This window comes from Spirosoma oryzicola (assembly GCF_021233055.1).
Classification (GTDB): Bacteria; Bacteroidota; Bacteroidia; order Cytophagales; family Spirosomataceae; genus Spirosoma; species Spirosoma oryzicola.
The window spans coordinates 47,363-73,153 of the sequence record NZ_CP089543.1; the positions used below are offsets into that span (position 1 = coordinate 47,363).

Genomic DNA, 25,791 nt, shown 5'->3' on the forward strand with positions numbered 1-25,791 from the left:
ACCGTTGTCTGATCCTGAAAATAAGTTGTCAGTTTTTCAGTCAGCAATTTTTGGTCAATAGTAATCCTAGTATAGCGTTGTCAAAATAGATGAAACAGATGGATTTACCCAAATTGGCTCTGGTCTCGTACAACCTTTGACCGTTTATATACCTTCGGTTTCCAGTGCTTTTTAAGCGGATGCTCACTCTGATGAGCCATCACCGGAGTCAGGTAACCACAGCTCATGTGCGGGCGCAGGTGATTGTAGTTGTAGATACTTTTTTCAACCGCCTTTTCAGCCTCCTCAAAAGTAACGAACACTCGGTTCAGCCGAAAATCCGTTTTTAATATTCCATTCACCCGTTCGGCGATGGCGTTTTCATAAGGGTCGCCCTGCTGAGTCATACTGATTAAAATGTTCGCCCCTTTTAACTTGCGAACGTAGTCAAAACTACAATATTGGCTGCCACGGTCTGAATGATGAATCAGTTCTTCTTCCCTTTCCAAATGGGTTGATAAGGCCATATCTAGAGCTTTTAAACTACCTTCTGCTGTTAAGAATGGATGCAGGCAGTACCCCACGATCAGCTTTGAATAAGCGTCCGTTATTAACGAAAGGTAGCCAAATCCTAACCCAATATACAAATAAGTTATATCACTAACCCAAACCTGTTTGGGAGCATTTATTACCCTATCAATGAGTAGATTAGGGTATCTATGTAATCGATGATTAGAATCAGTTGTCTGGGGCACCTGTCGACCCTGACGGATAACCATAGCATGATCGTATAAGATCTTGTGCAACTTGTCGCGACCTAATTTGATGCCACTTTTGGCTAATGGCTCTGCCAACAAAAGATGTAATTTCCGAGTGCCCAGGCCAGGCACATCTCGTCTGAGGGCCGTTACCAGATCCAGTACTAACATCGCATGGCTCACCGATCGCTGAGCACGTTGTTTTCTTGCATGAAATGCTTGTCGGCTCACACCAAACAGTCGACAAAGGCTTCCGACGCTCACCTTTGCTATCTCGTTCTCACGAAGGTTTAAGACCGTTTGGTGCCAGACTTTTTTCTTATTGGCACATTTAGTTCTTTTTCAGCCGTCTCAATCATCGTGTTAAGTGCTAAGATTAACAGATTGGCCTGCTGTAGAGTCTGTTCCAACTCTTCATTTCGCTGCTTTAAGGCGGCCATGTCGCGCTTTTGTGCTTGCTTCATGGCAGGTAAAGTTAGCAGGCCAGTCTTCGTCTTCTGACGATAGAGTTGCACCCAGCTACGAATCGTATAGCCACTATGAATGCCTAAATCTTCCATCACCTGGCTTACTTCTTCTCCGCCGAAGAGAATGCGGAACACGGCCGTCTCTCGGAGTTGTTCACTGTACTGAAAGCGACTCAGCAGGTCGCGGATGTGGTCTTGCATAGTTGTCAATTTTGGGTGAAAATTGACAACCTATATCAGGATAAGACACTCAAACAACTAGTAGGTCTTAGTTAAATCTATATGTACGGTGTCTACTGCAACCTATGGCGAAAGCTGGTGTTTGACAGCGGTCAAAAAAAGTCAACCGCTTAATCTGTACATAGGCTGATCTAAGTAAGTCGATAGAAAATGCCATTCTATGAAAAGACTTGACCTACCCCGCTGATCTAGTTGATCAATACCCTACCCAGATGTTCTAAAGGATTTACCTTTAAGAAAACCACTGGAATAAGGGCAATACCCAGTCAGCTGTCAATTGGCCAAGTGTTGATTATGCTTCGGCAGACTAGGCCATCACGCCTACTTGTTTCAATAGGCCAACCGTATCCATAATAATCCGGCTTTCAGAAAACAAGTTGTTTTTAATCACATCGATCACTATGCCCCAAACCTCAACTCGTTTTTGGGTTGCCGGTATGCCCATAAAATCTCCCTGGTGGGTACCCGTCCAGGTAAACCGGGTAACCACCGTTTCTCCTTCGGCAATTTGTTCATCTACCGTCCAGGTCATGTCGGGAAAGCCAATAAACATGGAATTGAGGGCAAATTTCAACCCTTCCCGTCCAGGCCCCTGACCAGGAAAGGGCAGCTGTTCAATAAAATCTTCGGCTACCAGCTGATCCGCTGCCGCCAAATTTTTCTGATTGATGACTTCCTCAATAAAAGAATTCATAAACATTTTATTTTCTTCCAGACTCATGGTAATAAAATTGTTAGTTGCTTCTGATAGGTCAAAATACAGGGCAAGCAGGATCGAGTAACCCAAATGGCTTATCGCTCTTTATACATCAATGGATATACATCCCATCAACTGAATCGATCAGTCAGCTTGTATCGGCTCCAGACCATACTGCTTCATGATGGACAATATCTGATGCCGATCAGGCGGGCCACCGACATTGATCACGGCTGCCAGTTGGCGAAAGTAGGCCGGGCCGATGCTGGCCGGAGACAATGCACAAAGAACGCGCACCGTTTGGGTATGCTCATTGGTAAATCCATGATTAAGTCCACGCTTAATAAATAACCTATCACCCGGATTTAGCTGGCGGGTTTCTGTATTGTACAGCATAGTCAACGTTCCTTCCAAGACGTAAAGCGTTTCATCGACTTCTACGTGAAAGTGCGGCGCTGGTACTTTAGCGTTGGGTGGTACAAGCATTTCAAACATAACCAGACTACCCTCGGTATCCTGGCCATCCACTAAGAAATTCAACTGTAAACCGCCAATGGTAATCTGTTCCTTAAAGGAGTGAAACATAGCACTAAAATTTTAATTGACCAGTTTGCTATTGGTTAAACACCGCTCACACCTCCGATTGATCGCCAACAAAAAAAGGGCTTAACACGGCTTTGCAAGTCTACAGGAAGAGCGCTAGAATCAGGTGGAGAATTGTTCCAAAAAGGTGGACTATTGTTTGGATTGAACCGAAAGACGGAATTTAGCGGGGTAAACGCCGTATTCTTAGGAAAAGAACCGACTAAAATACGTAGGGTCCTCGAAACCACGGCGTAGACGATTTGTCCTATTACATTATAGTTGGGCCACCCACCGGCTAAGTCAGTGATCGCCCGCCAACGTAGACGAATTTAATCCGTCACGTAAGTAGCGAGTGGATTGTATTTAGCTACAATTCAGGGTTATGGCCAGTTAAACTATCCACAAGGATTTTTCCCAGGATCGATTACAAACCCAAGTATGCCATGAGCTACAAAAAGGAGTAAAAATAACGTGTCGTTTTTTTACTAAACACCTTTATTCCGTCGTGTCGAAAGCGCTTCATTAATCAGGCCGACACAAAAAAAGTAGTTGACCCGATGGCCGCTGAGGTAGGGCAATTAATTACTTTATCCCATAACCAGCAGTTCGACAAAAAGCGATTCGGTTGATTCCGTTACCTTTACCAAGTTATCAGTACCCGCTAGTTACTGGTAAACCTATTGTTGATTAAATCTGCTTACTAATTTATGTCGGCTTACAAGTACGTCCTGCTCGTCTGTTTAGTAACGCTGGCAAGCCTAAACGTAGGGTATGGTCAACAGGTCGTACCACACCTGGTGCGCCAGTTTAGTAATATAGCCGGCGTTAACCTGAACGTAAACGGGATGCAGGCGGATGGGCGGGGTGGGCTGTGGCTGGCTACTGAAGATGGCGTAGCCCGCTTCGATGGGCAGCAATTTCAATCGTTTCATGATCCTGTTCGTAAAGAGGGAGACTATTATTACCAAATTACGCCGGTTTCCAAGGGTCGAATGTGGCTCAAAATGGAATCAGGCACCTCCCTGTCTTACGTTGACGTGGCCCGGCAGTGCATCGTTCGGGTGCCCGACACGAGCAAACTGGTCCGGAATTATTTAGTCAAGTACGGCAGCCATTACCTGTTTGCCGACGATCAGGCCAATCTCTGGATTGGATTGAGACATCATGGGCTGCTGAAATATAACCCCCAAACGGGCGCCATTACCCACGTGGTTGATCAGCAGCTGGATGTGCGGGGAATCACCCAGGACAGGCAGGGCATCCTATATTTTACCACCACCGCATCCGGGTTGTTCATCTATAATCCGCTAACGGCACGGCTCCGCAACCTGCGATCAAACCCGCAGGATAAAAACTCGCTGAGCACCGATTCGACACACGGTGTATACGCCCAAAAAAATGGCCATATCCTGATAGGAATGACCAATGAGGTAAACCTGTTTAAGCCCACCACCAACACGGTTCAGCGACTGCGGTTGAGTGCCGTACGATCAACCAACCTGCTGAATCATGCGCATGCGCCTGAAATGATCCCCGATCAGCAGGATAATCTGTATTTTACGGTGGGAACCGGCACGTTTTGTTACACTACTACTGATTCTATTCGGCGGGTGGTGCTGGCCGAGCCTACTGAATATGTTGAAAGCGTGTACGTAAGTCCTGCCAACCGACTATGGGTCAGCGCGAACGGGAAGCTCTACGAGTATGATCTACGGAAGGCGCCGATAGACGCTTCGTTGATTATTCTGAGTGTGGACATCAACGGAATCCGGTTGGAAAATAATGCGTCAGCTACCCGCAACTTACGGTATGATTCCCTGGGCCGCCCTACCCTCACCCTGGCCGAAAACGACCGATTTAACATCATCTTCGCTCCATTAGCTACTCGCCAGCCGATTTACAACCGCTGGCGAATGGACGGCTACGAAAAATCGTGGCGAGTCACCGAGAATGCCGAAGGAGCTGCCAGCTATCAGTTACCGGCAGACCAGTATACATTGCTTGTCAACCGAACGCTAAGCAACGGTAGCTGGAGTTCAGATATCCTGACGCTGCCGGTAGTCGTGGTCCCGCCGTTCTGGAAAACTAATCCTTTTCGGTTACTCATCCTCTCCCTGGTCGGCGGGTTAAGTTACTACATAATCCGGACGCGGGTGCGTCGGCGGCAACTGCGGCAACAACTGGAACGTGAACAGCAAGACGCGGCTGCCCTGCGCCAGTTGGATGAACTTAAAACCCATTTTTTTGCCAATATCTCCCACGAATTTCGCACTCCGCTCACGGTTATCCTAGGCATGGCGACCGAACTGAAAAGCTATGATCAGATGGACCCGCAGTGGGTACAACAGGCCGGTAGTATGATCGAACGCAATGGGACACGGCTGCTCAAGCTCATCAATCAAATTCTGGATCTGGCCAAAATTGGAGCTGGCCAAATGAATCTGCATCCTGTCCGGGTTAATTTGGTTGCCTTTACCCGGTACGTATGTGAGTCATTCCATTCGCTGGCCAGCGCGAATCAGATTCAGCTGCATTTTCTTACGCAAGAAGAGAGCTGTGAAGTGGACGTTGATCAGGATAAACTTCAGGACATCCTGGTCAACCTGCTCGCGAATGCCCTAAAGTTTACACCAGCCGGGGGGCGTGTCCGGGTGCAGTTGACCAAGAGTGATGGCTGGCAATCGTTCGGGTCTCGGGGATACCATGAGGAGGTAGTGCCCCCGGCCGGACAAAACAAGCCTTGGGTGCATATTAGCATCAGTGATACCGGTCCCGGTGTTGATCCATCTAGCTTACCCCGCATTTTTGACCGCTTTTACCAGTTGGATAATCAGCCCGATGGCTACGGCAGTACCGGCATCGGCCTAGCGCTGGTTCGGGAGCTGGTGATGCTGATGCAGGGCGGACTTTCCGTTCTCAGTGAGCCGGGCCAGGGAACCGAGTTTCTTGTCAGCCTGCCCCTACTCAGACAGGCAACGCCGACCGAAGCAGCCCTCCCTTATTCACCGGCTGAGATGAACCAAGGCCAACTCATTAAGCCGATAGAGCCGGAGCAGGTGATCACCCCAGACCGACCGAGACTACTGCTGGTGGAAGACAGTGATGATGTAGTGAGCTACATTCGCCACTGCGTTGGTACTACTTACGACGTCATGCGGGCGGAGAACGGACAGACAGGTATTGACAGGGCCCTGTCCGAAACGCCGGATCTGATTCTAAGCGATGTAATGATGCCGCTGAAAGACGGGTTTACCCTGTGCCGCACCCTGAAGCAGGAAGAACGGACCAGCCACATCCCCATTGTGCTGCTCACGGCCCGGGCCGCTACGGGCGACCGCATTACGGGCCTGCAGTACGGAGCGGATGCCTATTTGGTGAAGCCGTTTCAGCGGCAGGAACTCTTGGTGGTACTGGCAAACCTGCTCCAATCCCGGCGTACCCTGCAGCACTACTACAAACAGCTGGCCCTTGGGATTTCCCCGAGCGGCTCACCAGGCGACTTAGCGAGTGAGCCGCTCGAAGACCAATTTCTTCAAAAACTGCGGGCGGGCATTGAGGAGCAACTGGAGAATCCTGACCTGTCCATCGACCAGATCTGTCAGTTGATGGGCATGAGCCGGACGACGCTCCACTTGAAATTGACCGCCCTGACGGGAATGCCCATTTCCCTGTATGTCCGACTGCTTCGGCTCACTAAGGCACAGGCATTGCTGACGACCAGTAGCCTGACCATTGCCGAGGTAGCTTACGCCGTTGGCTTCAATGACCCGAAGTACTTTAGCCGTGTTTTTCAGGAAAAGTACGGTCAGTCACCCACTACGTACCGCCAATCGGCCCGGGCTGAACAATAGTCCACCTTTTTAGAACGAAAATCCACCTCTTCAGAACGAGAATCCACCTCTTCGAAACAACAGTCTACCCCGGTCTGTCGGCTCGGCGGTACGTTTGTAAACGTATATGGGTCCGTATGCGGCTCCCGCAGAAACGTCGTACAGACGATATACTGCCCGCTTATTTCTCTCCTTTTTAAGTCTTATTTACTGATGCGTACTATGAATTTCACTACGCTTATTTGTCGCTTGTTGGTCTTTTCCCTGGCTGGCCTCACGCTACAAACCTGTACTGTTCAGGACCATCTGGCACCGACTACTACTCAGGCGAAACTACAACAACTCGCCGATAGCGTTTACCGGCAGATGAATGCGGAATGGGGCGTCGACAAGGGGGGTGTCTTAATCCGGGTGGCCAATCCCTTGGGGTCTTATCTGGTTTCCAGCAACATTGCCCCCGCCGTGCAGGAGAATTCCCATTTTCGCATCGCCAGTATTACCAAAACCTTCACGGCAGCCTCCATCATGCGCCTGTATCAGGAAGGGCTTATTTCACTTGATGTGCCGATCTCGACGTATCTGCCCGATTCGCCAGCCTTTGATGTCCCTTATAAAAACCAGATTACCATCCGGCAATTGCTCCAGCATCGGGGCGGGGTGTTTGACGTAACCAATCAGGATATTCCCACAACCGTCAATCAACCCTATGCCGGTAAGCGCTACTTCACGTACGTGATGGAAGACCTCAACCAGCCGACCCATACCTTTACCCTGGAGGAAATGATCGGGGTGGCTGCCCGCAACAAGCTGTCCAGTTCGGTGCCGGGTGCCGAGTTTCACTACTCCAACACCGGCTACCATCTAATGGCCAAAATTGTGGAGCAGATCGCGAAGATGTCCTATAGTGAGTACATCACCAAGACCTTCTTTCAACCCTTAGGCCTCACCAACACGTATAGTGTTTATCTGGGAACCGATACGCGCATGAAAGAGCCCTTTCTTAAATCGTATCTCTATGTACCTGGCCAACCGGTCCAGGAAACTTCCGACGATAACATGTCGGTCCTGGTCTCCGATGGCAATGTGGTTTCCACGCCAACCGACATCTCAACCTGGATCGAAAAGCTACTGACCGGTCAGGCGGGTATTTCGCTGGAGAATATAGCTAAAATGAAAGAAATGCACGTGGCGGATGCCGATCACGGGGTGTACGGATTAGGCCTTACGTATAACGAGGGTATTGGCTTTGGGCATGATGGAGCCCATCTCAGCTACATCTCTACGTTGCGCTACAACCCGGCCACCAAAACGACCGTACTGGCCGTGGCTACCATTTTCAAAGTTAACACCACGCCAGAATCATCCAGAGCGGATTTTTTGACGCTGGCTTTTGGTATGCAGAAAACGGCCCTGGCGGCCAGCCAGCTCATCAATCGGTAGAGCCGGAGCGCTGGTCCTCTGTGGCATGATTCCTTGTACATCCTATTTCAATTTTACTGTGAAAGCCTTTACTCATCAACTTAGTCGGATTACTCAGCCGTGGCCCTTCATCATCGCCAACCGTAGTCAGCTCCTAAAACGGTATTGCCTATTAGGACTGCTTACGCCAGGACTCATTAGCTGCTCATCGGTGCTCGATCATCGTCCCCTAACGGGCGCTCAACCAACCGTGCAGCAAGCCGTCGATGACGTCCGCTTGGCCCTGGAAGACAGCCTGCGTCACCCGGTGCCTTCACTGAATGTGCTGATTCAGACCCCCACCCGTAGGGTGTTTGCCTCGTCAGTCCCCGGCGGTCAGCCCCCCGTTCGCGAAACGGACAACTTCCGCTTTGCCAGCATCACCAAGCACTTTACGGCTACCGCCCTGCTGAATATGCACGAAGCCGGATGGATCGATTATAAAGCGAAAATCACCGACCTGATTCCGGGCACACAAACGCCTTACGTACCCAACACGCCGGAATGGGGCTTTCCCTACAAAAATCAGATCACCATCGAGCAACTGCTGCAACACCGGGCGGGCGTTTTTGATGTGGATAATGATTCGGTGCCAGGTTTTAACGGGCACTCCTACACCGAGTATATCCAACTGGCTGATCCGACCCATCAGTTCACCACCGAGGAAATGGTGCATCAACTCATCGTTCATAAACTTTTCTACGACCTCCCCGGCACTGCCTATCATTACAGTAACACGGGTTATTCTATACTAGGCAAGATTATCGCACGGGTGTATTCGGTCAGAAGCGGTAGCACTAAAACGTATCAGGATTACATGCGCGACTATATCGTGGGGGCGACGGCCACGGTGCCGCTCGCTAGCCTACATTTTCCTGACCGGGCCGATGATACGGTCTTGCCAATACCCCGGATCGAAGGGCTTGAATGGCTGCCGGGCAACGTTCAAAAGCGATACGCCGATTACAACATGAGTGCGCAGGTAGGCGAAGGGAATGGCTACGGGACCATGGCAGACTTGCATACCTACATCCGCACCCTGATGAAAGGCCAGAATGTGTTGACGCTCGAAACGGTGAAGCGCATGCAGCTGGATGATTTGGGCGGAACCTTCCGGCTCAATCTGGGATACGGAAAAAATGGGGCACGCATTGGTAACATCGCCGTGATTGCGTATGATCCGCTAACGGATGTATCGGTGGTCGCGTACCTACCCTTATGGGATTTAACTGAAGGAAAAGACGGTGAGATTTCATTTGGCAAATGCATCAATGCCCTTTACGACGCGACTTTTGCTGCCCGATCCGCCTTGGGGTACTCCGGTAAACCATAACCGATTCATTAGCAGAGCTTAATTAACAGAAACTCGTATCAACTCATTTTTTGTTTCCTACCCCATTTAAACCAAAAAATGCCATGCAATCCCAAAACACACTCAACCAATTAAGCCGGAGAAACTGGCTACGCAATGCCGCCATTGGGGCTACCGGTGCCGTTGTACTCCCTTGGTTCCTGACCGGCTGTGCCGATCACATGATTCCAGAACCAGGAGGCCTGGGAGCCACACCAGCACCAACAATGCCCATAGCAGATTTTGATCTGTATGGTCAGGCGGCCCAGAATTTACAAAATATGGAGGCCTGGATAACAGCATTGTATCCCTATTGCCTTGGCTATGAAACCGGCGTGTTTGAACTTTTACAATCAGGCGATAAAGGTCCCTCGGACTGGAAAGACTTTCTCAGCAACGCCTTTACCAAAATAGGAATCGGGCTTTTACAGGAGGTGGGAATAAAATTCCCATTGGCCGGGCCGGTGTTTGGCATTATAACGGATTTCATAAAGTTAATAGAATCATCGGCTCATAAACCGGATGGTTTAAGTGGAACAATTGCCACCTTTACACTTGGCCACAACGCCATGCAAATGGCCATTACGCAAAAGCTAATCGTGCTAGCGGACCCAACCGATAACTACAGCAATTTGCGGGAAGCGTTTAAAGAAGGGGATGTTGAGTTTAATGGCCAAAAATATAACCTCACCGATCTGGCCCATAAAACATTCCCGACCAAAGAAGGACATGGTACTGAATACGTAGCGATGCAGAAGGCTGCCTACGACCGCTTCAGGAAGTACTATTGGAATATGATCATGGTAAAATGTGGCAAGTTGAACCGGAATTGGGAAGAGATTACCTATGCGCTTTACGGCAATCCCGCTCCTAGTGAACTGGCCTTTAGGGATCTTTACCAGAAATACCGGGCAGCTTACGTACGGGGCAGGCAAATAAACGTGATTCATGCGGGGCCTTTTTTTGCGTTTCATTATTGGTATTTCACCTTTGATGGTCGTGAGTTACCGGAAGGGGCGGTCCATGAATTATTTAAGGACGACTATCCGCACCATGAAGTACGCTCTGATGCTTTGTTTTATCGCGACCACGTATTTAAACAGTTTCATCGAGAGAGGCCTGATTTTTCGCCCTACTACGAGTTGAGAGCAGATCTGGGTTTTGGGTCAAGTCCGGAGGATAGCCCTAGCTACGGGTTTGATCCAGACGCGGATAACTATGAGTTCACCGGGGGAGAATTTCCAATGTTAGTTAAAAAATGACAACAACCAGAGAAGCCGAAGCGCCGTTACGTTCACCGTACCGACGCTTCGAGTCCTTTCAAAAAAGTCTCAGGTTACAAGAGATTAAGTTTGATTTTAACAGAATGGATAAACTGGTGTGATTTATATCTCGATAGGCAGCCCTTTAGAGGAACAACGACAAACGAAGTGGAGACAACAGGCATGGATTTCTTACGAAAGCATTGGTTCGATGTAGGCGCTGGTGTTGGCCTAGTTGTTAGCCTTTGGGTCTACAAAGAGTTGGACCACCTAACGACATACCAACTCATTATGTGGGTTAGTTTGCTGAGTCTGTTTGCCCATCAAGTGGAGGAGTATCGGCTGGTGGGCACGTTTCCGGGCATGGTCAATAAAGTCATGTACCAGAGTGCAATGCCGGATCGCTATCCCTTGAATACAAATACTTCGCTGTATGTAAATGCGCTAGTCGGGTGGGTGTCGTACTTCTTAGCCGCTTGGTTGGCTGAGAGAGCGATCTGGTTAGGTATAGCCACCATCTTAGTATCATTAGGTAATACCGTAGCCCATGCCTTTGTCTTTAATGTAAAAGGCCGAACGTTTTACAATGCGGGTATGGCCACAAGTTGGTTGCTGTTTGGACCCATCAGTTATTACTTTTTCATGCTGATTAGCCAGCATCATTTGGTCACTTGTACCGATTACCTGATCGGCGTCCCGGCAGGCATCTTATTAAATGTGGTTGGAATCGTCAAACTCATTGATTGGCTTAAAGACCCAAACACAAACTATATTTTTCCTCAACGCTGCCTACTACCAGAAGATCGAAAACCGCTTTGATTGGATGCACTCACTAGCTTTCCGAACAATAGGTGCTTAGCCAGAAAGGCAAGTCGAACAAGGCTTGTACCTGGTAACCTAAACTCGTATCATAATTATGACCAGGCAAACGATTACACCCTTCATTCTTATCATCGTAACGCCCGTCTTTATCTGGTTAAGCCATTACCTAGCGGTGTTTCCCCACGAGTATGCTCATTCCATCACGGCCTGGTTATTGGGTGAAAAGGAAAACCCATTCGCCCTAGACTATGGCGGAACCAGTTGGAAAAACCTGTTGCTGCTCTGGAATATTGATGAAAATGTAGACTATAACCGGATGTTTGATCAAGGGCTTGACTTTCAGGCAGGCTTGTGTGCGTTTGCAGGTCCGGATCTTGGAACGGTATTGATGTTTTTGCTAGGAAGCTTTCTACTGGACAACTCAAGGGTAAAACGGCACCCTTATGGATACTACTTTATCTTCTGGTTCCAGCTGATGAACTTGGGTAATTTGTATGATTACGTTCCTATTCGCACGTTTTCCCCTGGAGGTGATATCGGAAACATAGTCCGGGGATGGCACATCTCTCCCTGGTGGGTGTTCGTGCTGGGAGGGTATTGGGTGGCATATTTAATAGGGCGATTCTTTACCCGAACCCTGCCGGAGCTGTATCGTACCCTACGGATTGAATGCAAAGCCCAGCAAGCCGGGATCATGGTCGTTAGTGTTGTCCTACTGATGGGCTGGTTTGGAGGCATCTTGGGAGTCTTCTATGTGGATGATCCATTGGCAAGCGGTGAAATAACTTGTTTTCTAAAGATTACCTCGTTTGTATCTATTCCTGGTCTGATCTGGCTACTTTGGCCAAGTTGTAGGTGGATGCAAGAAATGCAAGTGAGACTGCACAATGAGCCACAAGCTACACTCTCTTAAGTGCTTAATGCATAAAAGTACACAAGTTGGGTAGTCACTCATGAACATTTACTATAGTGGCGTAGGGTTATCTTGTCTTAAAATAGGTTTAGCATCACTCACTCCGAGCTGATGGAGGTTTGACTGAAGGGAGGTAGCTTATTTTATAAAACAGGCTACCTCCCTTCAGTTAAACCTCCGATTCCAATTAGGACAAGACATCCGATAGTGCAAGCACTATCGAGCGATTTTAGTGTAAGACAGTCACTGCGCTTCGCTGCTGGTCAATGGCTCGGATTAACTTGTTATAGGGCTCATTAAATTTCTGAATACCCTCCTCTTCTAATTGCTGGGCTATCGCACTCAAGTCGATTCCTACTTGTTGAACCTGCTCCAGCACCCGTTTGGCATCTTCGTCATGATCTGTCAACCGGAGGGTTGCCTGACCATGATCCCGAAACGCATTCAGGGTATCCATGGGCACGGTATTGACCGTTTTAGGACCAATCAGGGTTTCTACGTATTTTACATCGGAAAAGGCGGGATCTTTGGTACCTGTACTGGCCCAGAGCAACCGTTGCGGTACCGCCCCGGCATCGGCTAATTTTTTGAACCGTTCGCTGGCGAATACCTGAACGTAACTGGTATAGGCTTGTTTGGCTAGTGCGATGGCGACTTCCCCCTTCAATTCAGACAAATTCCGTTCCTTCAGCATGGGATCAACCAGGGTGTCAATGCGGCTGATGAAGAAACTGGCTACAGAGGCTAACTGATCAATGGGTTGACCCGCCTGTAAGCGATCTTCCAAACCAGCGATGTAGGCTTCCGCAACGTCCATATAGCGGTCCAGGCCAAACAGCAGCGTTACATTGATATTGATCCCTTCGCTTATCGCCTGCCGAATGGCGGGTAAGCAGGGTTGTGTTCCCGGTATTTTAATCATCACGTTGGGCCGGTCCACAGCTTTCCATAAAGACCGCGCCTGCTGGATGGTTTTTTCCGCATCAAGGGCAAAATGGGGCGATACTTCCAGACTCACGAAGCCATCGGCACCACTTATTTCGTCTTCGTAAACGGGGGCAAACAAGTCTGCAGCCCGCTGAATGTCGGTTACGGCGACTTCGTAAAAAATAGCTTCGTTCGAATGATCCGTCCCGGCCAGGCGTTTGATGTCCTTATCATAGTCCTGACTACTGCTGATCGCTTTCTCGAAAATGGCCGGATTAGAGGTTAAACCCCGAACCCCATCTTCATCAATCAGACTTTGCAGTGCGCCCGTGTTCATTAATTGACGGTCAATAAAATCGAGCCAAATGCTCTGGCCCAGTTCATGAATTTGTTTAACTCGGTTCATATAGTTGTTGAGTACTAACGCTTCGAAAACTCTATACGCTCTTCAATCCTGACCGATCAGGACGCAAGAATTTGGGTTCTGATCGGTCAGGATAGGAGCAGTTCCTGACAGGAAGCCCGAAAAAAGGCCAGGCGATGGCTCAGCCTTTTTTCTTATGCACAAAATCGCACTGGCTTACCAGTAAACCACTTTACACACCCCATACTGTGTTATCTAGCGAACTACTTCCCGAACGGAACGGTCGTACGTGTTGGAATCGTCTTTAGAATCGGTTCCCATTTTGGCTCCGTATCCTGATGCTACCACACCGATCAGTAATCCGATGAAGCCGAAGATGGCCGCTTTCGAACCGGCTGCAGCCGCGGCATCACCTGCCTGACGAGCCTTTACTTTGGCTTCCTGCTTCGTTTGTTCAAATTTGACGGCCGCCTGTTTATAGCTGCTAATCCAGTTATCAACCGTCTGTTCCGACTCAGCCCGGCTTTTACCCGTCCGCTTCATGACGACGTTCACGGCATCTTCCCGATCAACGCTGTTGACGGTTGACTGCCCCTGTTTAAACAACCGGCTAAACAAACTTCCAGCAATAGCATCGGACTCCTGTGGGTTAGAAGCCGCTCGGCTGGCTGCCGTTTGGGTCTGATCACCAGCCTGGTCAGTTTTCCGTTCAAGGGCATCTGGATTCAGATTCGGGTCGCTCGTCTGGCGAAGCAGGGTAGTGACCTCATTCTTCAAATTGCCTAAATCCAACTTATCCGTATCGACTCCATTGGCTTTGAGCTGATCCTGCACCATGTTGCCCAATCCTGGGCCCGCTGCACTAGCTGCCGATCCGGCTGTTTTCACGATGCCGCCGACCAATCGGCCTGCTCCGCCAATAAGGCTGCCTAATGTCGTTGTCAGAAAATAGATGGTCAAAAGGGTTACCAGGCACCAGGTTAGCACGCCATGAATGATTCCATCAAACAGCCGGGGGGCACTGGCCAGTCGACCGGCTACCCAGCCACCCAGAAATAAAGAAATCAGGCTGCTGATGATGTACCAGATGGCGCTGCCTATTCCTAATCCTGCCATTGGATTTTGTTCTTCCATCGGATCAATTGTCCCCAATCCTATACCTAATCCCAGTAAGGTCAGAAGCATTTGGGTGACAATAGCGACCAGGACACCGGCGAATACGGCACTCCAGGAGATCCGACTCAGAAAATTCATTCGTCCCAACCTGGGGAGATCCTCATAGGGGATTGTGTGTTCCATAACGTTTTATTAAAGTTGTCGAGTAAAATAAAGCCTTACGATCAACCTGATCGGACCTAATGATTTCGGCTCGGCCTGCAACGTATAATCTCAACCCTATGGGTAGATGGTCAGCCTATTGAACCTATAGGTAAAGCTCATTAATAGCAAAGGTATTTCTTTCGGGCAAGGCAATCTATGATGGTTATCATACACCCTTATGACGCTTATCTAAACAGGCGCTTTGGGGCCTTACTACACCAATGTGGTCTCAATTGAGGGATTCTCTACCCTTTTCATGTATTTGTTTCCAGGGAACGGTCCAGGCTCAGAAAGCAGCCTTGAACATTCCTCTAAACACTAGGTTACACTCGTTCGAAAGAGTTCAGACTGATCGTTAGCCTTCGCTTTCTTCTTCGCACAAATGCTTAAACAAACCGTTTCCGCCACCAAGCCCTATGTGGCCAGGCTGGTCTGCGTCCTGCTCTCGCTGGTCATTATTATTTATGGATGGATTGCCCTTTCGTAAAGCCTTGCAGCGAACTAGCCTCCTAACTGAGTGGTTAGTTCAGGACCAGCCAGATTTAGGTAAAATAAAAAATAGAATAAAAAGGAAATGGTACCGGAGCCACTGTACCCTCCTCAGGTAGCTGGAGACAACGGTAAACTAGTAGCCGAAAACTATGGATTTAACTTTTTTAGAAATCTATCCGTTTAATAGATGTTGAACGCTGTCAGTCCTATACGGTTTCGGTATATTCCTGAATAGAAGATCCCTTCGGATCGGGCACATGGATTAAGGACGGATTGTAATCCGCTATACCCGGCTATCACTAGTCGGGTTAACAACCTTTCCATCATGGCAAAACGCAACATTATTGTCATTGGCGCATCGACCGGTGGCGTTGAGGCATTTCAACAGCTTATTGACCGCTTACCCGACCATCTGGACGCAGCCATCTTTATCGTCTGGCATATGGCTCCCACGCTTCGTGGGGTGTTACCCCAGCTACTCAGTAAATTCACAACCATTCCCATTGCGCATGCCTACAACCATGAGCCACTTCAGACCAACCGCATTTATGTAGCGCCCCCCGACCATCATATGCTGGTTGAAAATGGTACCATCCGTATCACACACGGCCCCAAAGAAAACCGTTTCCGACCTGCCATTGACCCGCTCTTTCGCTCAGCCGCATGTGCGTATGGCAATCGGGTAATCGGCGTAGTCTTATCCGGCGCGCTCGACGACGGTAGTGCTGGCCTTTGGACCATCAAACATCACGGTGGCCTGGCCCTGGTACAAGACCCCCAGGAAGCCCACGTAGCGGCAATGCCCGAAAATGCCATTCGTCTGGTAGCCGTCGATTACATTCTTCCCGTAGCCGAATTAGCGGCCAAGTTAGTCCAACTAGCTGGACAGGACGTTTCCGATTTCCCACAGATTTCTATGGAAGAAGATGAAAAAACGAAAACCGAGATTCGTATTGCGGCTGACGAGACGGCACAAGGCCTAACCATAATGGAGCACGGTCAATCCAGTCGCTATGCGTGCCCGGAGTGTCATGGCGTACTAACCCAAATCAGAGAAGGTTCGCTATCCCGCTTTCGTTGCCATACCGGACACGCTTACTCGTCTGATACACTGCTGGCAACTATAACGGAAAAAATTGAGGAAAACCTCTATGGTGCCCTTCGTGGAGTGGACGAAAGTATTGTTCTGCTTAACCAATTGGGCGATCAGCTGGCCGAAACAAATCAGCCCAGGCAGGCAGCTATTTATTTCCAGAAAGCACAAGAGGCCTACCTACGAGGAGAACACATTCGACAAGCTATTCGTACGCACGAGCCATTGAGCCTCGAAAAGCTGACGCATCCAGATACCGATGTAATCCTCAACAACTTACATTAGATGTTATTAACTTCCTAAAACCATTCTTAACCAGCCACACGATAACCAGTGAATAAAAAGAAACTAACCCCGGCAACACCCGGTAAGCCCAGCCCCGGCCAGACCCTGATCGTTGGCATTGGCTGCTCAGCAGGCGGAGTGGAAGCGCTAACTCAATTTTTTGAGCAGGTAACCCCTGACTCAGGCTTAGCCTACGTCGTTATTTTACATCTCTCCCCCGATTATGATAGTCAGCTTACCCAGATCCTGCAGAGCGTGACCAGCATCCCCGTCACAAAGGTGGAAGAGCGGGTAAGAGTCGTTGCTAATCACGTGTACGTCGTACCGCCTGAGAGGCACCTGCAAATGGCCGATGGCGATATACTTGTATTGCCGAATGCGCGCATAGAAGATCGGCGGGCACCCGTAGATATTTTCTTTCGCACCCTGGCCGAGTCCCAGGGCTCCCAGGCCATAGCAGTTATTCTCTCAGGAACTGGTGCCAATGGTTCGATGGGTATTAAGCGCATCAAGGAAGGGGGCGGGGCGGTTTTTGTACAAAATCCCCGCGAGGCTGCATTCAATGAAATGCCGCGCCATTCCATTGCTACGGGGCTGGTCGATGACATTCTGCCTGTGGCCCAGATTCCCGCTAAGTTACTGGCCTACCTACAAAACCGGGCTACTGTCGTCATAGACCTGGGCCCTAAACCAGAAGCAGAAAGCCAGCAGCAGGCCCTGGGCGAGGTATTTGCCCAACTACGCCAGCGTACTGGTCATGACTTTTCCAATTATAAGCGCCCAACCCTACTGCGTCGGCTGGAGCGCCGGATAAACGTTCGCAACCTGTCGGGACTGCCCGAGTACGTAACTTTTCTGCGCGAGCATCCCGAGGAAATTCAATCGCTGCTCAACGATCTGTTGATCTCCGTCACCAATTTTTTCCGGGATAGTCCTGTCTTCGCTACCCTGGAGAATCAGATTATCCCCCTATTGACCCACGAAAAAAGAGAAGACGATATCATTCGGATCTGGGTGGCCGGTTGTGCCACGGGCGAAGAAGCTTACTCGCTGGCTATACTGTGCGCTGAACGTACGCTGGATGTACTTGATGCGCCCCGCGTGCAGATCTTTGCCACCGATATTGATCAGGCCGCCATTGCTATCGCCCGCGAAGGGCTTTATACCATCAATGATGCCGCCGACGTATCGCCTGGGCGTCTGCGTCGATTTTTTACGCAGGAAGGTGAGCAGTACCGCATTCGTCGGGAGATTCGGGAGATGGTCCTGTTTGCCTACCACAATGTGCTCAAAGATCCCCCTTTTTCCCGGCTGAACCTGGTGAGCTGCCGCAACCTGCTCATCTATCTGAATCAGACGGCTCAGCAGCGGGTACTGGAGACATTCCATTTCGCGCTGAATCCCGGCAACTATCTGTTGCTGGGTTTGGCCGAAAGCATTGATGGAGTTAGCAATCTGTTTGCTACCGTGAATCGGGAACGGCACCTGTTTCAAAGTCGCTCTGTGCCGATGCGTTCCTTTCCCGTACCCGACATGAACCAGTGGCAGGCCTACCAGATCAAGCCTTTGCCTGAGCCATTGCCGAAGGGAGACAAACGCTCGAACGAGCGGGCCAGTTACGGCGAGTTGCACCAACGGTTACTGGAACAGTATGCGCCCCCATCCATTATCGTTAATGACGAATACGATATCCTGCACATATCGGAGCGGGCGGGGCGCTACCTGCAAATTGCCGGGGGCGAACCTTCCAAAAACCTGCTGAAGCTTATCCGACCCGAATTGCGCCTGGACCTGCGCACCGCCTTCTACCAGGCCAGCCAGCAGCGGACCAATGTGGCGGTGCGCCAGCTTAAACTTCGTTTAGACGATCAAATCCAAACCCTGACCCTCCACGTACGTCCGGTGCTGGGGGAATACGATTCGGCGCGCGGTTTTATGCTGGTCCTTTTTGAGCCTACGCCCGAGGAGGCAGGTGATGCCGAACGGACGCTGACTTCGGTTGGACCAGCCGCTCACCACCTGGAGGAAGAATTGATTCGAGCCAAGGCACAGTTACGGCTGGCCAATGAGCAGCACGAACTACAGGCCGAAGAACTCAACGCGACTAACGAAGAGTTGCAGGCCATAAACGAAGAACTGCGCTCGTCGGCCGAAGAAGTTGAAACCAGTAAGGAAGAACTTCAGTCGATCAATGAAGAACTGACAACAGTCAATCAGGAGTTGAAACTAAAAGTGGAAGAGATTTCACTGGTCGGAAACAACCTGCAAAACCTGATTAACTCGACCGACATTGCCACTCTGTTTCTGGATCGTAGTTTGCGGATTAACCTGTTTACGCCAGCGGCACGAGATATTTTCAATTTGATCCCAACGGATTTCGGACGGCCCGTAACCGATATCACCAACCGATTAGACTATACCCACCTGCAGGCGGATGCCGAACGGGTACTGGCAACGCTCCAGCCGGTAGAGCAGGAAGTAAGAACTACCGACGGACGCGTGTATATGATGCGGATGCTCCCTTACCGAACGGCCGACGACCGCATCAATGGCCTGGTGGTGACGTTCGTCAACATTACCCAGCGCAAGGTTGCCGAAGAAGCCAACTATTTTCTGGCCTCGATTGTCGAATCATCGCAGGATTCGGTGATTACGGTCAATTTTGATGGGATCATCACCAGTTGGAATAAAGCTTCCGAAACACTCTATGGGTACTCGGCGGCAGAAGCCATGGGTCAGTCACTAGGGATGCTGACGCTGCCTCAGGATTTGAGCGAGGTGCTGAGACTAACCGAAAAAATCAAGCAATTCCAACGGGTTGAAACCTACGAGACCGTCCGGGTTACCAAAGATGGCAAATCCCTCATACTGGAAGTTGTACTTTCACCCGTAAAGGATACGGCTGGGCAGGTCATCGGAGTGTCGAGCGTGGCTCGCGATACTACCCAGCGTAAGGAGGCCGAGCAAGCCCTGCGCGAGTCAGAAAAAAGGTTCAGGCTTACCATCGAAGCCGCCCGTATGGGCACCTGGGATTGGAATTTAGTAACAGGGCAGGTGATTTGGAACGAGCAGCACTTCCGACTGTTTGGCATGAATCCTCAACCTGGCCCCCTCAGTTCGAGCGATTATTTTGCCCACGTGCATGCTAGTGACCGTGAGCGGATAAGTCGTCAGTTGCAAGAGGCTATTGACCACCGGACCGTTTTCGATGCCGAGTTCCGCGCCGTGCTGGAAGACGGTTCCCAGCGGTGGATGAGCGGTTACGGGCGCGTAGTAGAGGAAATTGACGGAAAGGCAACCCACATGAGTGGGGTAATGCTGGACATTGATACGCGCAAACGAGCCGAAGAAACCCTGCGCGAGTCGGACCAGCGGAAAGACGAGTTTCTGGCTATGCTGGCTCACGAGTTACGCAATCCGCTGGCCCCCGTTCGGACTACACTGCAGACGCTAGGATTAGGTGCGGATCAGACCGAGACGATGAGTGCCGCCCTGGCGTTGATGAATCGTCAGGTGGAACATTTAGTTCGACTGGTAGATGATTTACTGGATGTAAGCCGGATCAACCGTGGGAAGATTACCTTACACCTGGAACCGCTCGATCTGAACGCTCTGTTGCAGGAGGCCTCCGCTGTCATGCGTCACCGCTTCGAAGAGCGCCGGATTGAGTTGTCAGTGTCCGGGCCGAACGAACCCATCTACCTGTCGGGCGATGCCACCCGGCTGACGCAGGTAACGACTAATCTGCTGACAAACGCCGTTCGCTATACCCCCGAGGGAGGTCAAGTTTGGGTGAGTCTGGAATTAGTAAATCAGGAATCGAACCAGTCGATGGCCTGCCTGCGGGTAAGGGACAATGGTATCGGCCTGGCAGCCGACCAGTTAGAGCGAATTTTTGAGTTGTTTGCTCAGGTAGACAATTCACTGGCCCGCACCCAGGGTGGATTGGGGCTGGGCCTGACATTAGTCAAACGGCTGGTTGAGCGGCATGGAGGGCGCGTGCAAGCCCGGAGTGGTGGGTTGGGGCTAGGCAGTGAATTCGTGGTTTACTTACCCGTTCTATCTGTCTTACCCGAGCCTGTTCAAGCGCCTTCTACCCCGGTTTCCGCAGTTGCGGTTAAACAACGAATTCTAGTCGTGGATGATAATCAGGACGCAGCCAATTCCTTCGCCATGCTATTGGAATTAAGTGGCTATCCGGTTGATGTACGCTACAGCGGTGAGCAGGCTATTGAGGCCGTGCAGCAAGTGAAACCGGAGGTAGTATTGCTCGACATCGGTATGCCAGGGCTGGATGGCTTTGAAACAGCCCGAAAGATACGGCAACAGAAATGGGGCCGAAGTCTGATCCTAATTGCCATGACAGGGTATGGACAGGCTGAGGACAAACGGCGGAGCCAGGAGGCTGGTTTCGATGGACATCTGGTCAAACCAGTTGAACTGGAGTCATTGATTCAACTACTTGCTTCGCTACCACCTCCCGGAAACCCGGCCTAACCATTAGTATAACTCTCCGTAATCCGATCCTCTCATGGCCACACCAACCAATGACCGCAACACCCAACTTAGACAGTTAGCCGACTACTTAGTGTCCCGTCAGGAGACGATCATAAACCAGTGGTGGACCAGATGCTCACAAAATGAAGATTTTCAGGTATGTTCCAGCGTTTCAATGAAAGACTTTACCGATCAACTCCCGCCCCTGCTGACTCTATTTACACAGAGTGTCACGGGGGAGCCCCATGAAAGTGACCACCTTAAAAGAGCCAGCCAATACTGGGTTAAGCGCTGGCAACGTGGCTACCCGCTAGCTATCGTATTGACCGAATTAGATTACTTTTACGATAGCCTTGATCTGGAAATTCAGCAGTTTCTGGAACGCTATCCTCAAACGCAGCCGGGGGTAATTATTCCGTTTTATGCGCAACTGTTCCGACTATGGAAGGCAGTCAATAATGATATTACGATACAGTTTGATCAACTACAGCAGGCAACATCCAACGAACAGATACAAAAGCTGCAGACAGAGATTAATAGCCTTCACCAATCAACCCGTCAACGGGTTGGCCTCCTGCAGCATACCGTACATGATTTACGAAGTCAGTTTGGTATCATCTCCACGGCTACTACTTTACGACAAGGGCCGCTTGCCGACGATGAACGGGCAAAATTGAGGGATATGGTAACGCGAGCCTCGAAAACTGCCAATCTCCTATTTTCTAAATTGCTGGCAGACGGTGAGGAAGAGCAAGCCCGATTGGCACCCGATAGTGAGTAAACGGTCCGATTAAGGGCGAGTGGTATACGGATACTCAGAAATTAGATTAGCCAAGGGGTAGGGTAACTGTTTTCCACCAGTAGGCTCGCAACGACTCAATGTAGTGCAGCCACTGAGCATGATCGGTAGGCTTCACTATATAGGAATTGGCCCCAAGTTCGTAGCCCCGCAGAACATCCTGATGCTTAGCAGAATAAGAAAGTAGGGTAAGGAGAATTAAGCGATAAGGCGAATCCTTTCTTTTTATCTGCTCAACGAAGCGTAACCCATCCTCAGCGAGAGGTAAATACAGGTCTAACAAAATCAAACGGGGTAATTGCTGTTTAAGTGCCTGACAGTGGCGAAGCTGTCGAAGGGCTTCCTCGCCCGACAAAGCGACTTGCAACCCTATTTCAGGTATACATCCTTTCAGTACTGTCCGAATCAGATCACATTGATCTGGATTGTCGTCGATTAAAAGAATGCTGGCTCCCCGGAAATTTCGTCGGATGGTAGTTTCTGGTCCATACAAATTATGCATAGCTTTTGGGGTTAGTGACTAGTTTCGCTGACGGTTCGCCAAGTAGAAAGTGTTTTTACAAGAAACAAATTAAACGTTAACTATATTTATATATGATAATATTTAAAATGTACTAATAAACTTAACAGACAAAGCTGTAGTCGCTGTTTACTAGTTTAGTTAACAGCGACTAGATGCTAGCGGAAAGTGCAGAAAAACGTAAAACCAACTTATACGTCTGCTGCAATTTTTGAAAATCAAGTAGTCAACCAACAGGTACCAATACTCCAGTGTAGTAGGGTAGTTAATGATTATGACGGCTAATACGGGTTGCTCTCTTGTTAATTAGCCAACCTGCCTATTTGATTGGCTCCTTTTGTACGAGACGCCTAAAAGTCCGCTTTATTAAAATTAGCTGGCTTTGCCGTTTGATACCAGCTTTGATATAATTCAAAACCGGCCCGTCTGTATTGATGCAGTAAGAGAGAGAATTGCTGGGCTGAAAAGACCCGATCAGGCAATAAAACCTGCGTGTTGATAAATGTCTTCAAGCCATTAGATTCTGTCTGTAGATATTTCCAGAATAGCCAGTCCTGGCTTGACAGATGTTTTTTGAGGTAAGCGTTTTCAGATCGCTTACTAGCCGTTTGCGTGTTAGGGGACAATTGCCTGAAGCATTTGATTGCCTGAATTATGCGACCTAAGGCATTTAATTCATCAATAGTTGGACTCATGGGTAAATATTTGCCTTTATGAGGTGATTAAGGTCAGGTGAGGGAAGTAGCATTTTTAAATGTAACGCCAGGAAGGCCATTGAGAACCACGGATTCGCCTTATTGCCTATGAGCCAGATCAGAATCAATTTTCTCTCCTGATCTGGCTCTACCATCATGTATAGCCGGAACAATTGTTTGTTGATGGAGCGATCGTAAACCTGATAAAGGTGAATAAGTAGCTAAAGTGGGTAATGAGTATACAGGGGGAGCGCCTACCTGGTAAGCAAAACTAATAGCTGTTTACAAACTAATCTATGACCATTGTCGGTGTGTAACATGATGGTTATCATTATTTTTCAAAGGCAATACCTGTGTAGATTCTTTGAAAGTGGACTGGATTGCCCAACGCTTCAATATTGCCCAACAGCTAGACCAGCTAAGATTCAGCACACCAGCTCAGCCGTAGTTGGCGTTGTTATTCGCATCGTTCGGCGTTGTAACAATGCCATGGCTTCAGTATCGCTGGAGAAAGCCCCATTCAGGTTGACCATATGTCTGGCCAACGTGCTGTAGCGTTTACGCATCAGAAGAAAGAAAACCTGGCCGAAGTCCAGTCCATCAAAAATAATAGCCTGGTGACTGGCATACTGATCCAGTGTTTTAAGAAAAAACGTCGGGTGTTCAATCCAGTGCATGGCAGGTCTGAGGTGGTGGCTAATGTGATACCCCTCATTCCAGCACGCTTTATTATATCCCACATTAATGCAGGTAATACTGTTTTTTATTCGCATTACCAGGATCGTCAGCATCCACAAATGCATGTTGCGTCCAGTTACCAAGCATGGCCACCAGGCGATAAATAACCAGAGGCAACAAAAAGACCATCATTGTAGCCGGCCAGTTTACAAAACAGAGTAGCAAGCATAGGGCACCGAAAGCAATTTCGCCTGTTAACCTCCGTCTGGCCAGTTTAGATCGATTTTTTCGGTGCAGATACGACAGCAGGTTTCGGACGCCAATAGCAAAAAAACGACCGAAATAAGCCAGGAAACTTCGCCAGCTATCCCGCTGGAAGCCCATGGTACTGCTGTCATCATCTTCTAGATTATTTTCGGCATGATGCATACCGATGTGGTGACTATAATAAGTTTCGGGGGTGTGGACAAAAAAAGGGGCCAGGACCCAGGGAAGGTAGTAATTCATCCAGCCATACTCCGACTTAAATAGGTGCCGATGGCTCGTGCAGTGAAGCATAAGCCCCAAAGGGCCTTTAATCCCAAAATTGTTTACCCCGAAATGAAGAGTGGTCAGGCCCCACCAAGTCCAGCCCGTTATAAAGGGCATAAACAACATAATACTCAACGGGATCAGGCTACCACTGATGTAGATTATCAAATAAATAAAAGGCAGATCGCGATCATTCTTAATAAAGCGCAGAAAAAACTCATCGGTCCGCGTGTAATTCTTTCCCGTGAATACCGGATCATGAATAAGGCCTAATTACTTCATTTCAACTAAATCAATTGGGAAAGACCGGCCACCAGCGCCCGTTGCAAACGAATAGGTTTAGCCAAGTACACATCGTTGTAAACCTATAGCCAGGTGCATTACGCGGGTTCGGCAGCCATGCCTTTCCAACGGTTGTGCGACCATAACCAGAACACAGGCGCATGGGTTATAACCCGCTCAAGAGCCTGATAGTACTGTCGTGTGATAGCCAGGGGTACCGTTTTAGCCGCCTGTTCACTCAGTAATCGAAAGGTGAATTGATATTGAAATCGAGCCGTTTGCCTAGCCTCAATACTCAGAACAGCCGCATTAGATAGCATTGCCATGCGTTCTGCTCCAATCTGTACCGCCGTATCCTGATGCAAGAACGGCAGATGATGTTTGGTGCTTCCAGGGCCGGGACGCTGATCGGCAATCAGTAACAGCAAGGGAAGATCATGAGGGTCTCGCAGAACCATTAATGCCTGACGGTAGAAATTTTGCTTGGGAATCAGGCTCATGCCTAAACGCGACCGTAGGTAAATCAATAATCGATTGAGCCAGTGGTTTTTGATAGGGCTGTAGGCGGTATAAACCGGGTAGTCGGTAAGTTGAGGAAGTTTGACCAAATACTCCCAATTGCCGTAATGCGAAGCGAGTAAAACAACAGGGCGGTGCGCCTGGTGTAAAGTAGACAGCAGATCAGGGTTCGTAAAACGAGCTAGTTGCTCCCGATGCGCGTCCGAAGCACAGAAAAATAAGAACGGCTCTACGCATAAATCGCTAATGTGTCGGTAATAGCCATTTAACAGTTCTCGGTATTCCAGAGTTGATCGGCCAGGAAAAGCCCTGGTCAGGTTCGTAATGATCATCCTGTAGCGATACCGGAGCCCATAACGCAGGATCATAAATAAGACAAAAGACAAACCTTTCGCGATGAAGAGAAGCAAATTCCAAGTAATAGCAA

The 25,791-nt window shown here is 49.3% G+C and carries 17 protein-coding genes and 2 pseudogenes; 9 read left to right on the forward strand and 10 right to left on the reverse strand.

The window, feature by feature from the left end; all coding sequences use genetic code 11:
• Positions 1–104: 104 nt before the first annotated feature.
• The 4 genes and pseudogenes from LQ777_RS28010 to LQ777_RS28025 all read right to left on the reverse strand — a co-directional run.
• Positions 105–1,016 (reverse strand): annotated as a pseudogene (locus LQ777_RS28010) (IS3 family transposase); the annotation flags it as partial.
• 11 nt (positions 1,017–1,027) lie between these two features.
• Positions 1,028–1,405, reverse strand: coding sequence for a transposase (locus LQ777_RS28015; RefSeq protein ID WP_232563771.1), 378 nt, complete (start codon positions 1,403–1,405; stop codon positions 1,028–1,030).
• Between the two features lie 346 nt (positions 1,406–1,751).
• A complete protein-coding gene (locus LQ777_RS28020) occupies positions 1,752–2,138 on the reverse strand; it encodes an ester cyclase (RefSeq protein ID WP_232563772.1) in 387 nt (128 codons plus the stop codon).
• Between the two features lie 147 nt (positions 2,139–2,285).
• Positions 2,286–2,726 carry a cupin domain-containing protein gene (locus LQ777_RS28025; protein ID WP_232563773.1) on the reverse strand — a complete coding sequence of 147 codons (441 nt, stop codon included), beginning with the start codon at positions 2,724–2,726 and terminating at the stop codon, positions 2,286–2,288.
• Positions 2,727–3,433: 707 nt separating this feature from the next.
• Here LQ777_RS28025 and LQ777_RS28030 point away from each other — a divergent pair.
• The 6 genes from LQ777_RS28030 to LQ777_RS28055 all read left to right on the forward strand — a co-directional run bounded on the left by LQ777_RS28030 (position 3,434) and on the right by LQ777_RS28055 (position 12,362).
• Complete coding sequence (locus LQ777_RS28030; protein ID WP_232563774.1) at positions 3,434–6,577, forward strand: hybrid sensor histidine kinase/response regulator transcription factor; 3,144 nt, start codon at positions 3,434–3,436, stop codon at positions 6,575–6,577.
• A 201-nt stretch (positions 6,578–6,778) separates the two neighbouring features.
• Positions 6,779–7,996 (forward strand): serine hydrolase domain-containing protein, encoded by a 1,218-nt coding sequence (locus LQ777_RS28035; RefSeq protein WP_232563775.1) that lies wholly within the window; start codon positions 6,779–6,781, stop codon positions 7,994–7,996.
• 58 nt (positions 7,997–8,054) lie between these two features.
• The gene (locus tag LQ777_RS28040) at positions 8,055–9,347 is read left to right on the forward strand and encodes a serine hydrolase domain-containing protein (RefSeq protein ID WP_232563776.1); all 1,293 of its coding nucleotides are present in this window, start codon (positions 8,055–8,057) and stop codon (positions 9,345–9,347) included.
• A gap of 83 nt (positions 9,348–9,430) precedes the next feature.
• Positions 9,431–10,627, forward strand: a complete 1,197-nt coding sequence (locus LQ777_RS28045; RefSeq protein WP_232563777.1) for a hypothetical protein — start codon at positions 9,431–9,433, stop codon at positions 10,625–10,627.
• Positions 10,628–10,810: 183 nt separating this feature from the next.
• Positions 10,811–11,446: an HXXEE domain-containing protein gene (locus LQ777_RS28050; RefSeq protein WP_232563778.1), complete on the forward strand. Its 636-nt coding sequence runs from the start codon at positions 10,811–10,813 to the stop codon at positions 11,444–11,446.
• Positions 11,447–11,543: 97 nt separating this feature from the next.
• On the forward strand, positions 11,544–12,362 hold the full coding sequence (locus LQ777_RS28055; RefSeq protein WP_232563779.1) for a hypothetical protein: 819 nt from the start codon (positions 11,544–11,546) through the stop codon (positions 12,360–12,362).
• Between the two features lie 229 nt (positions 12,363–12,591).
• On the opposite strand, the gene tal is transcribed toward LQ777_RS28055, so the two are convergent.
• Both tal and LQ777_RS28065 read right to left on the reverse strand, forming a co-directional pair.
• Positions 12,592–13,695: a transaldolase gene (gene tal, locus LQ777_RS28060; RefSeq protein WP_232563780.1), complete on the reverse strand. Its 1,104-nt coding sequence runs from the start codon at positions 13,693–13,695 to the stop codon at positions 12,592–12,594.
• Between the two features lie 213 nt (positions 13,696–13,908).
• Entirely contained in the window at positions 13,909–14,952 is a 1,044-nt protein-coding gene (locus tag LQ777_RS28065; RefSeq protein ID WP_232563781.1) for a YrzE family protein, read from the reverse strand.
• 838 nt (positions 14,953–15,790) lie between these two features.
• Between LQ777_RS28065 and LQ777_RS28070 the strand changes: the two genes are divergently transcribed.
• From LQ777_RS28070 to LQ777_RS28080, 3 genes are read left to right on the forward strand one after another with little or no spacing between them, the layout of a single operon-like run.
• A complete protein-coding gene (locus LQ777_RS28070) occupies positions 15,791–16,843 on the forward strand; it encodes a chemotaxis protein CheB (RefSeq protein WP_232563782.1) in 1,053 nt (350 codons plus the stop codon).
• A 48-nt stretch (positions 16,844–16,891) separates the two neighbouring features.
• Positions 16,892–21,340 carry a CheR family methyltransferase gene (locus LQ777_RS28075; RefSeq protein ID WP_232563783.1) on the forward strand — a complete coding sequence of 1,483 codons (4,449 nt, stop codon included), beginning with the start codon at positions 16,892–16,894 and terminating at the stop codon, positions 21,338–21,340.
• Between the two features lie 34 nt (positions 21,341–21,374).
• Positions 21,375–22,121, forward strand: coding sequence for a histidine kinase (locus tag LQ777_RS28080; RefSeq protein ID WP_232563784.1), 747 nt, complete (start codon positions 21,375–21,377; stop codon positions 22,119–22,121).
• A 46-nt stretch (positions 22,122–22,167) separates the two neighbouring features.
• On the opposite strand, the gene LQ777_RS28085 is transcribed toward LQ777_RS28080, so the two are convergent.
• From LQ777_RS28085 to LQ777_RS28100, 4 genes and pseudogenes are all read right to left on the reverse strand, one after another.
• The gene (locus LQ777_RS28085; RefSeq protein WP_232563785.1) at positions 22,168–22,641 is read right to left on the reverse strand and encodes a response regulator; all 474 of its coding nucleotides are present in this window, start codon (positions 22,639–22,641) and stop codon (positions 22,168–22,170) included.
• 368 nt (positions 22,642–23,009) lie between these two features.
• Positions 23,010–23,354, reverse strand: coding sequence for a hypothetical protein (locus tag LQ777_RS28090; protein ID WP_232563786.1), 345 nt, complete (start codon positions 23,352–23,354; stop codon positions 23,010–23,012).
• Between the two features lie 425 nt (positions 23,355–23,779).
• A pseudogene (locus LQ777_RS30710) lies at positions 23,780–24,827 on the reverse strand (fatty acid desaturase family protein).
• A gap of 116 nt (positions 24,828–24,943) precedes the next feature.
• Positions 24,944–25,696, reverse strand: coding sequence for a lysophospholipid acyltransferase family protein (locus tag LQ777_RS28100; protein ID WP_232563787.1), 753 nt, complete (start codon positions 25,694–25,696; stop codon positions 24,944–24,946).
• Positions 25,697–25,791 lie beyond the last annotated feature (95 nt).

Coding starts and splice junctions, on each gene's coding strand:
- LQ777_RS28090 (WP_232563786.1), bottom strand. CDS start 23,354: ATGAGTCCAACTATTGATGAATTAAATGCCTTAGGTCGCATAATTCAG.
- LQ777_RS28085 (WP_232563785.1), bottom strand. CDS start 22,641: ATGCATAATTTGTATGGACCAGAAACTACCATCCGACGAAATTTCCGG.
- LQ777_RS28080 (WP_232563784.1), top strand. CDS start 21,375: ATGGCCACACCAACCAATGACCGCAACACCCAACTTAGACAGTTAGCC.
- tal (WP_232563780.1), bottom strand. CDS start 13,695: ATGAACCGAGTTAAACAAATTCATGAACTGGGCCAGAGCATTTGGCTC.
- LQ777_RS28055 (WP_232563779.1), top strand. CDS start 11,544: ATGACCAGGCAAACGATTACACCCTTCATTCTTATCATCGTAACGCCC.
- LQ777_RS28045 (WP_232563777.1), top strand. CDS start 9,431: ATGCAATCCCAAAACACACTCAACCAATTAAGCCGGAGAAACTGGCTA.
- LQ777_RS28020 (WP_232563772.1), bottom strand. CDS start 2,138: ATGAATTCTTTTATTGAGGAAGTCATCAATCAGAAAAATTTGGCGGCA.
- LQ777_RS28035 (WP_232563775.1), top strand. CDS start 6,779: ATGAATTTCACTACGCTTATTTGTCGCTTGTTGGTCTTTTCCCTGGCT.
- LQ777_RS28025 (WP_232563773.1), bottom strand. CDS start 2,726: ATGTTTCACTCCTTTAAGGAACAGATTACCATTGGCGGTTTACAGTTG.
- LQ777_RS28015 (WP_232563771.1), bottom strand. CDS start 1,405: ATGCAAGACCACATCCGCGACCTGCTGAGTCGCTTTCAGTACAGTGAA.
- LQ777_RS28050 (WP_232563778.1), top strand. CDS start 10,811: ATGGATTTCTTACGAAAGCATTGGTTCGATGTAGGCGCTGGTGTTGGC.
- LQ777_RS28070 (WP_232563782.1), top strand. CDS start 15,791: ATGGCAAAACGCAACATTATTGTCATTGGCGCATCGACCGGTGGCGTT.
- LQ777_RS28030 (WP_232563774.1), top strand. CDS start 3,434: ATGTCGGCTTACAAGTACGTCCTGCTCGTCTGTTTAGTAACGCTGGCA.
- LQ777_RS28100 (WP_232563787.1), bottom strand. CDS start 25,696: ATGATCATTACGAACCTGACCAGGGCTTTTCCTGGCCGATCAACTCTG.
- LQ777_RS28065 (WP_232563781.1), bottom strand. CDS start 14,952: ATGGAACACACAATCCCCTATGAGGATCTCCCCAGGTTGGGACGAATG.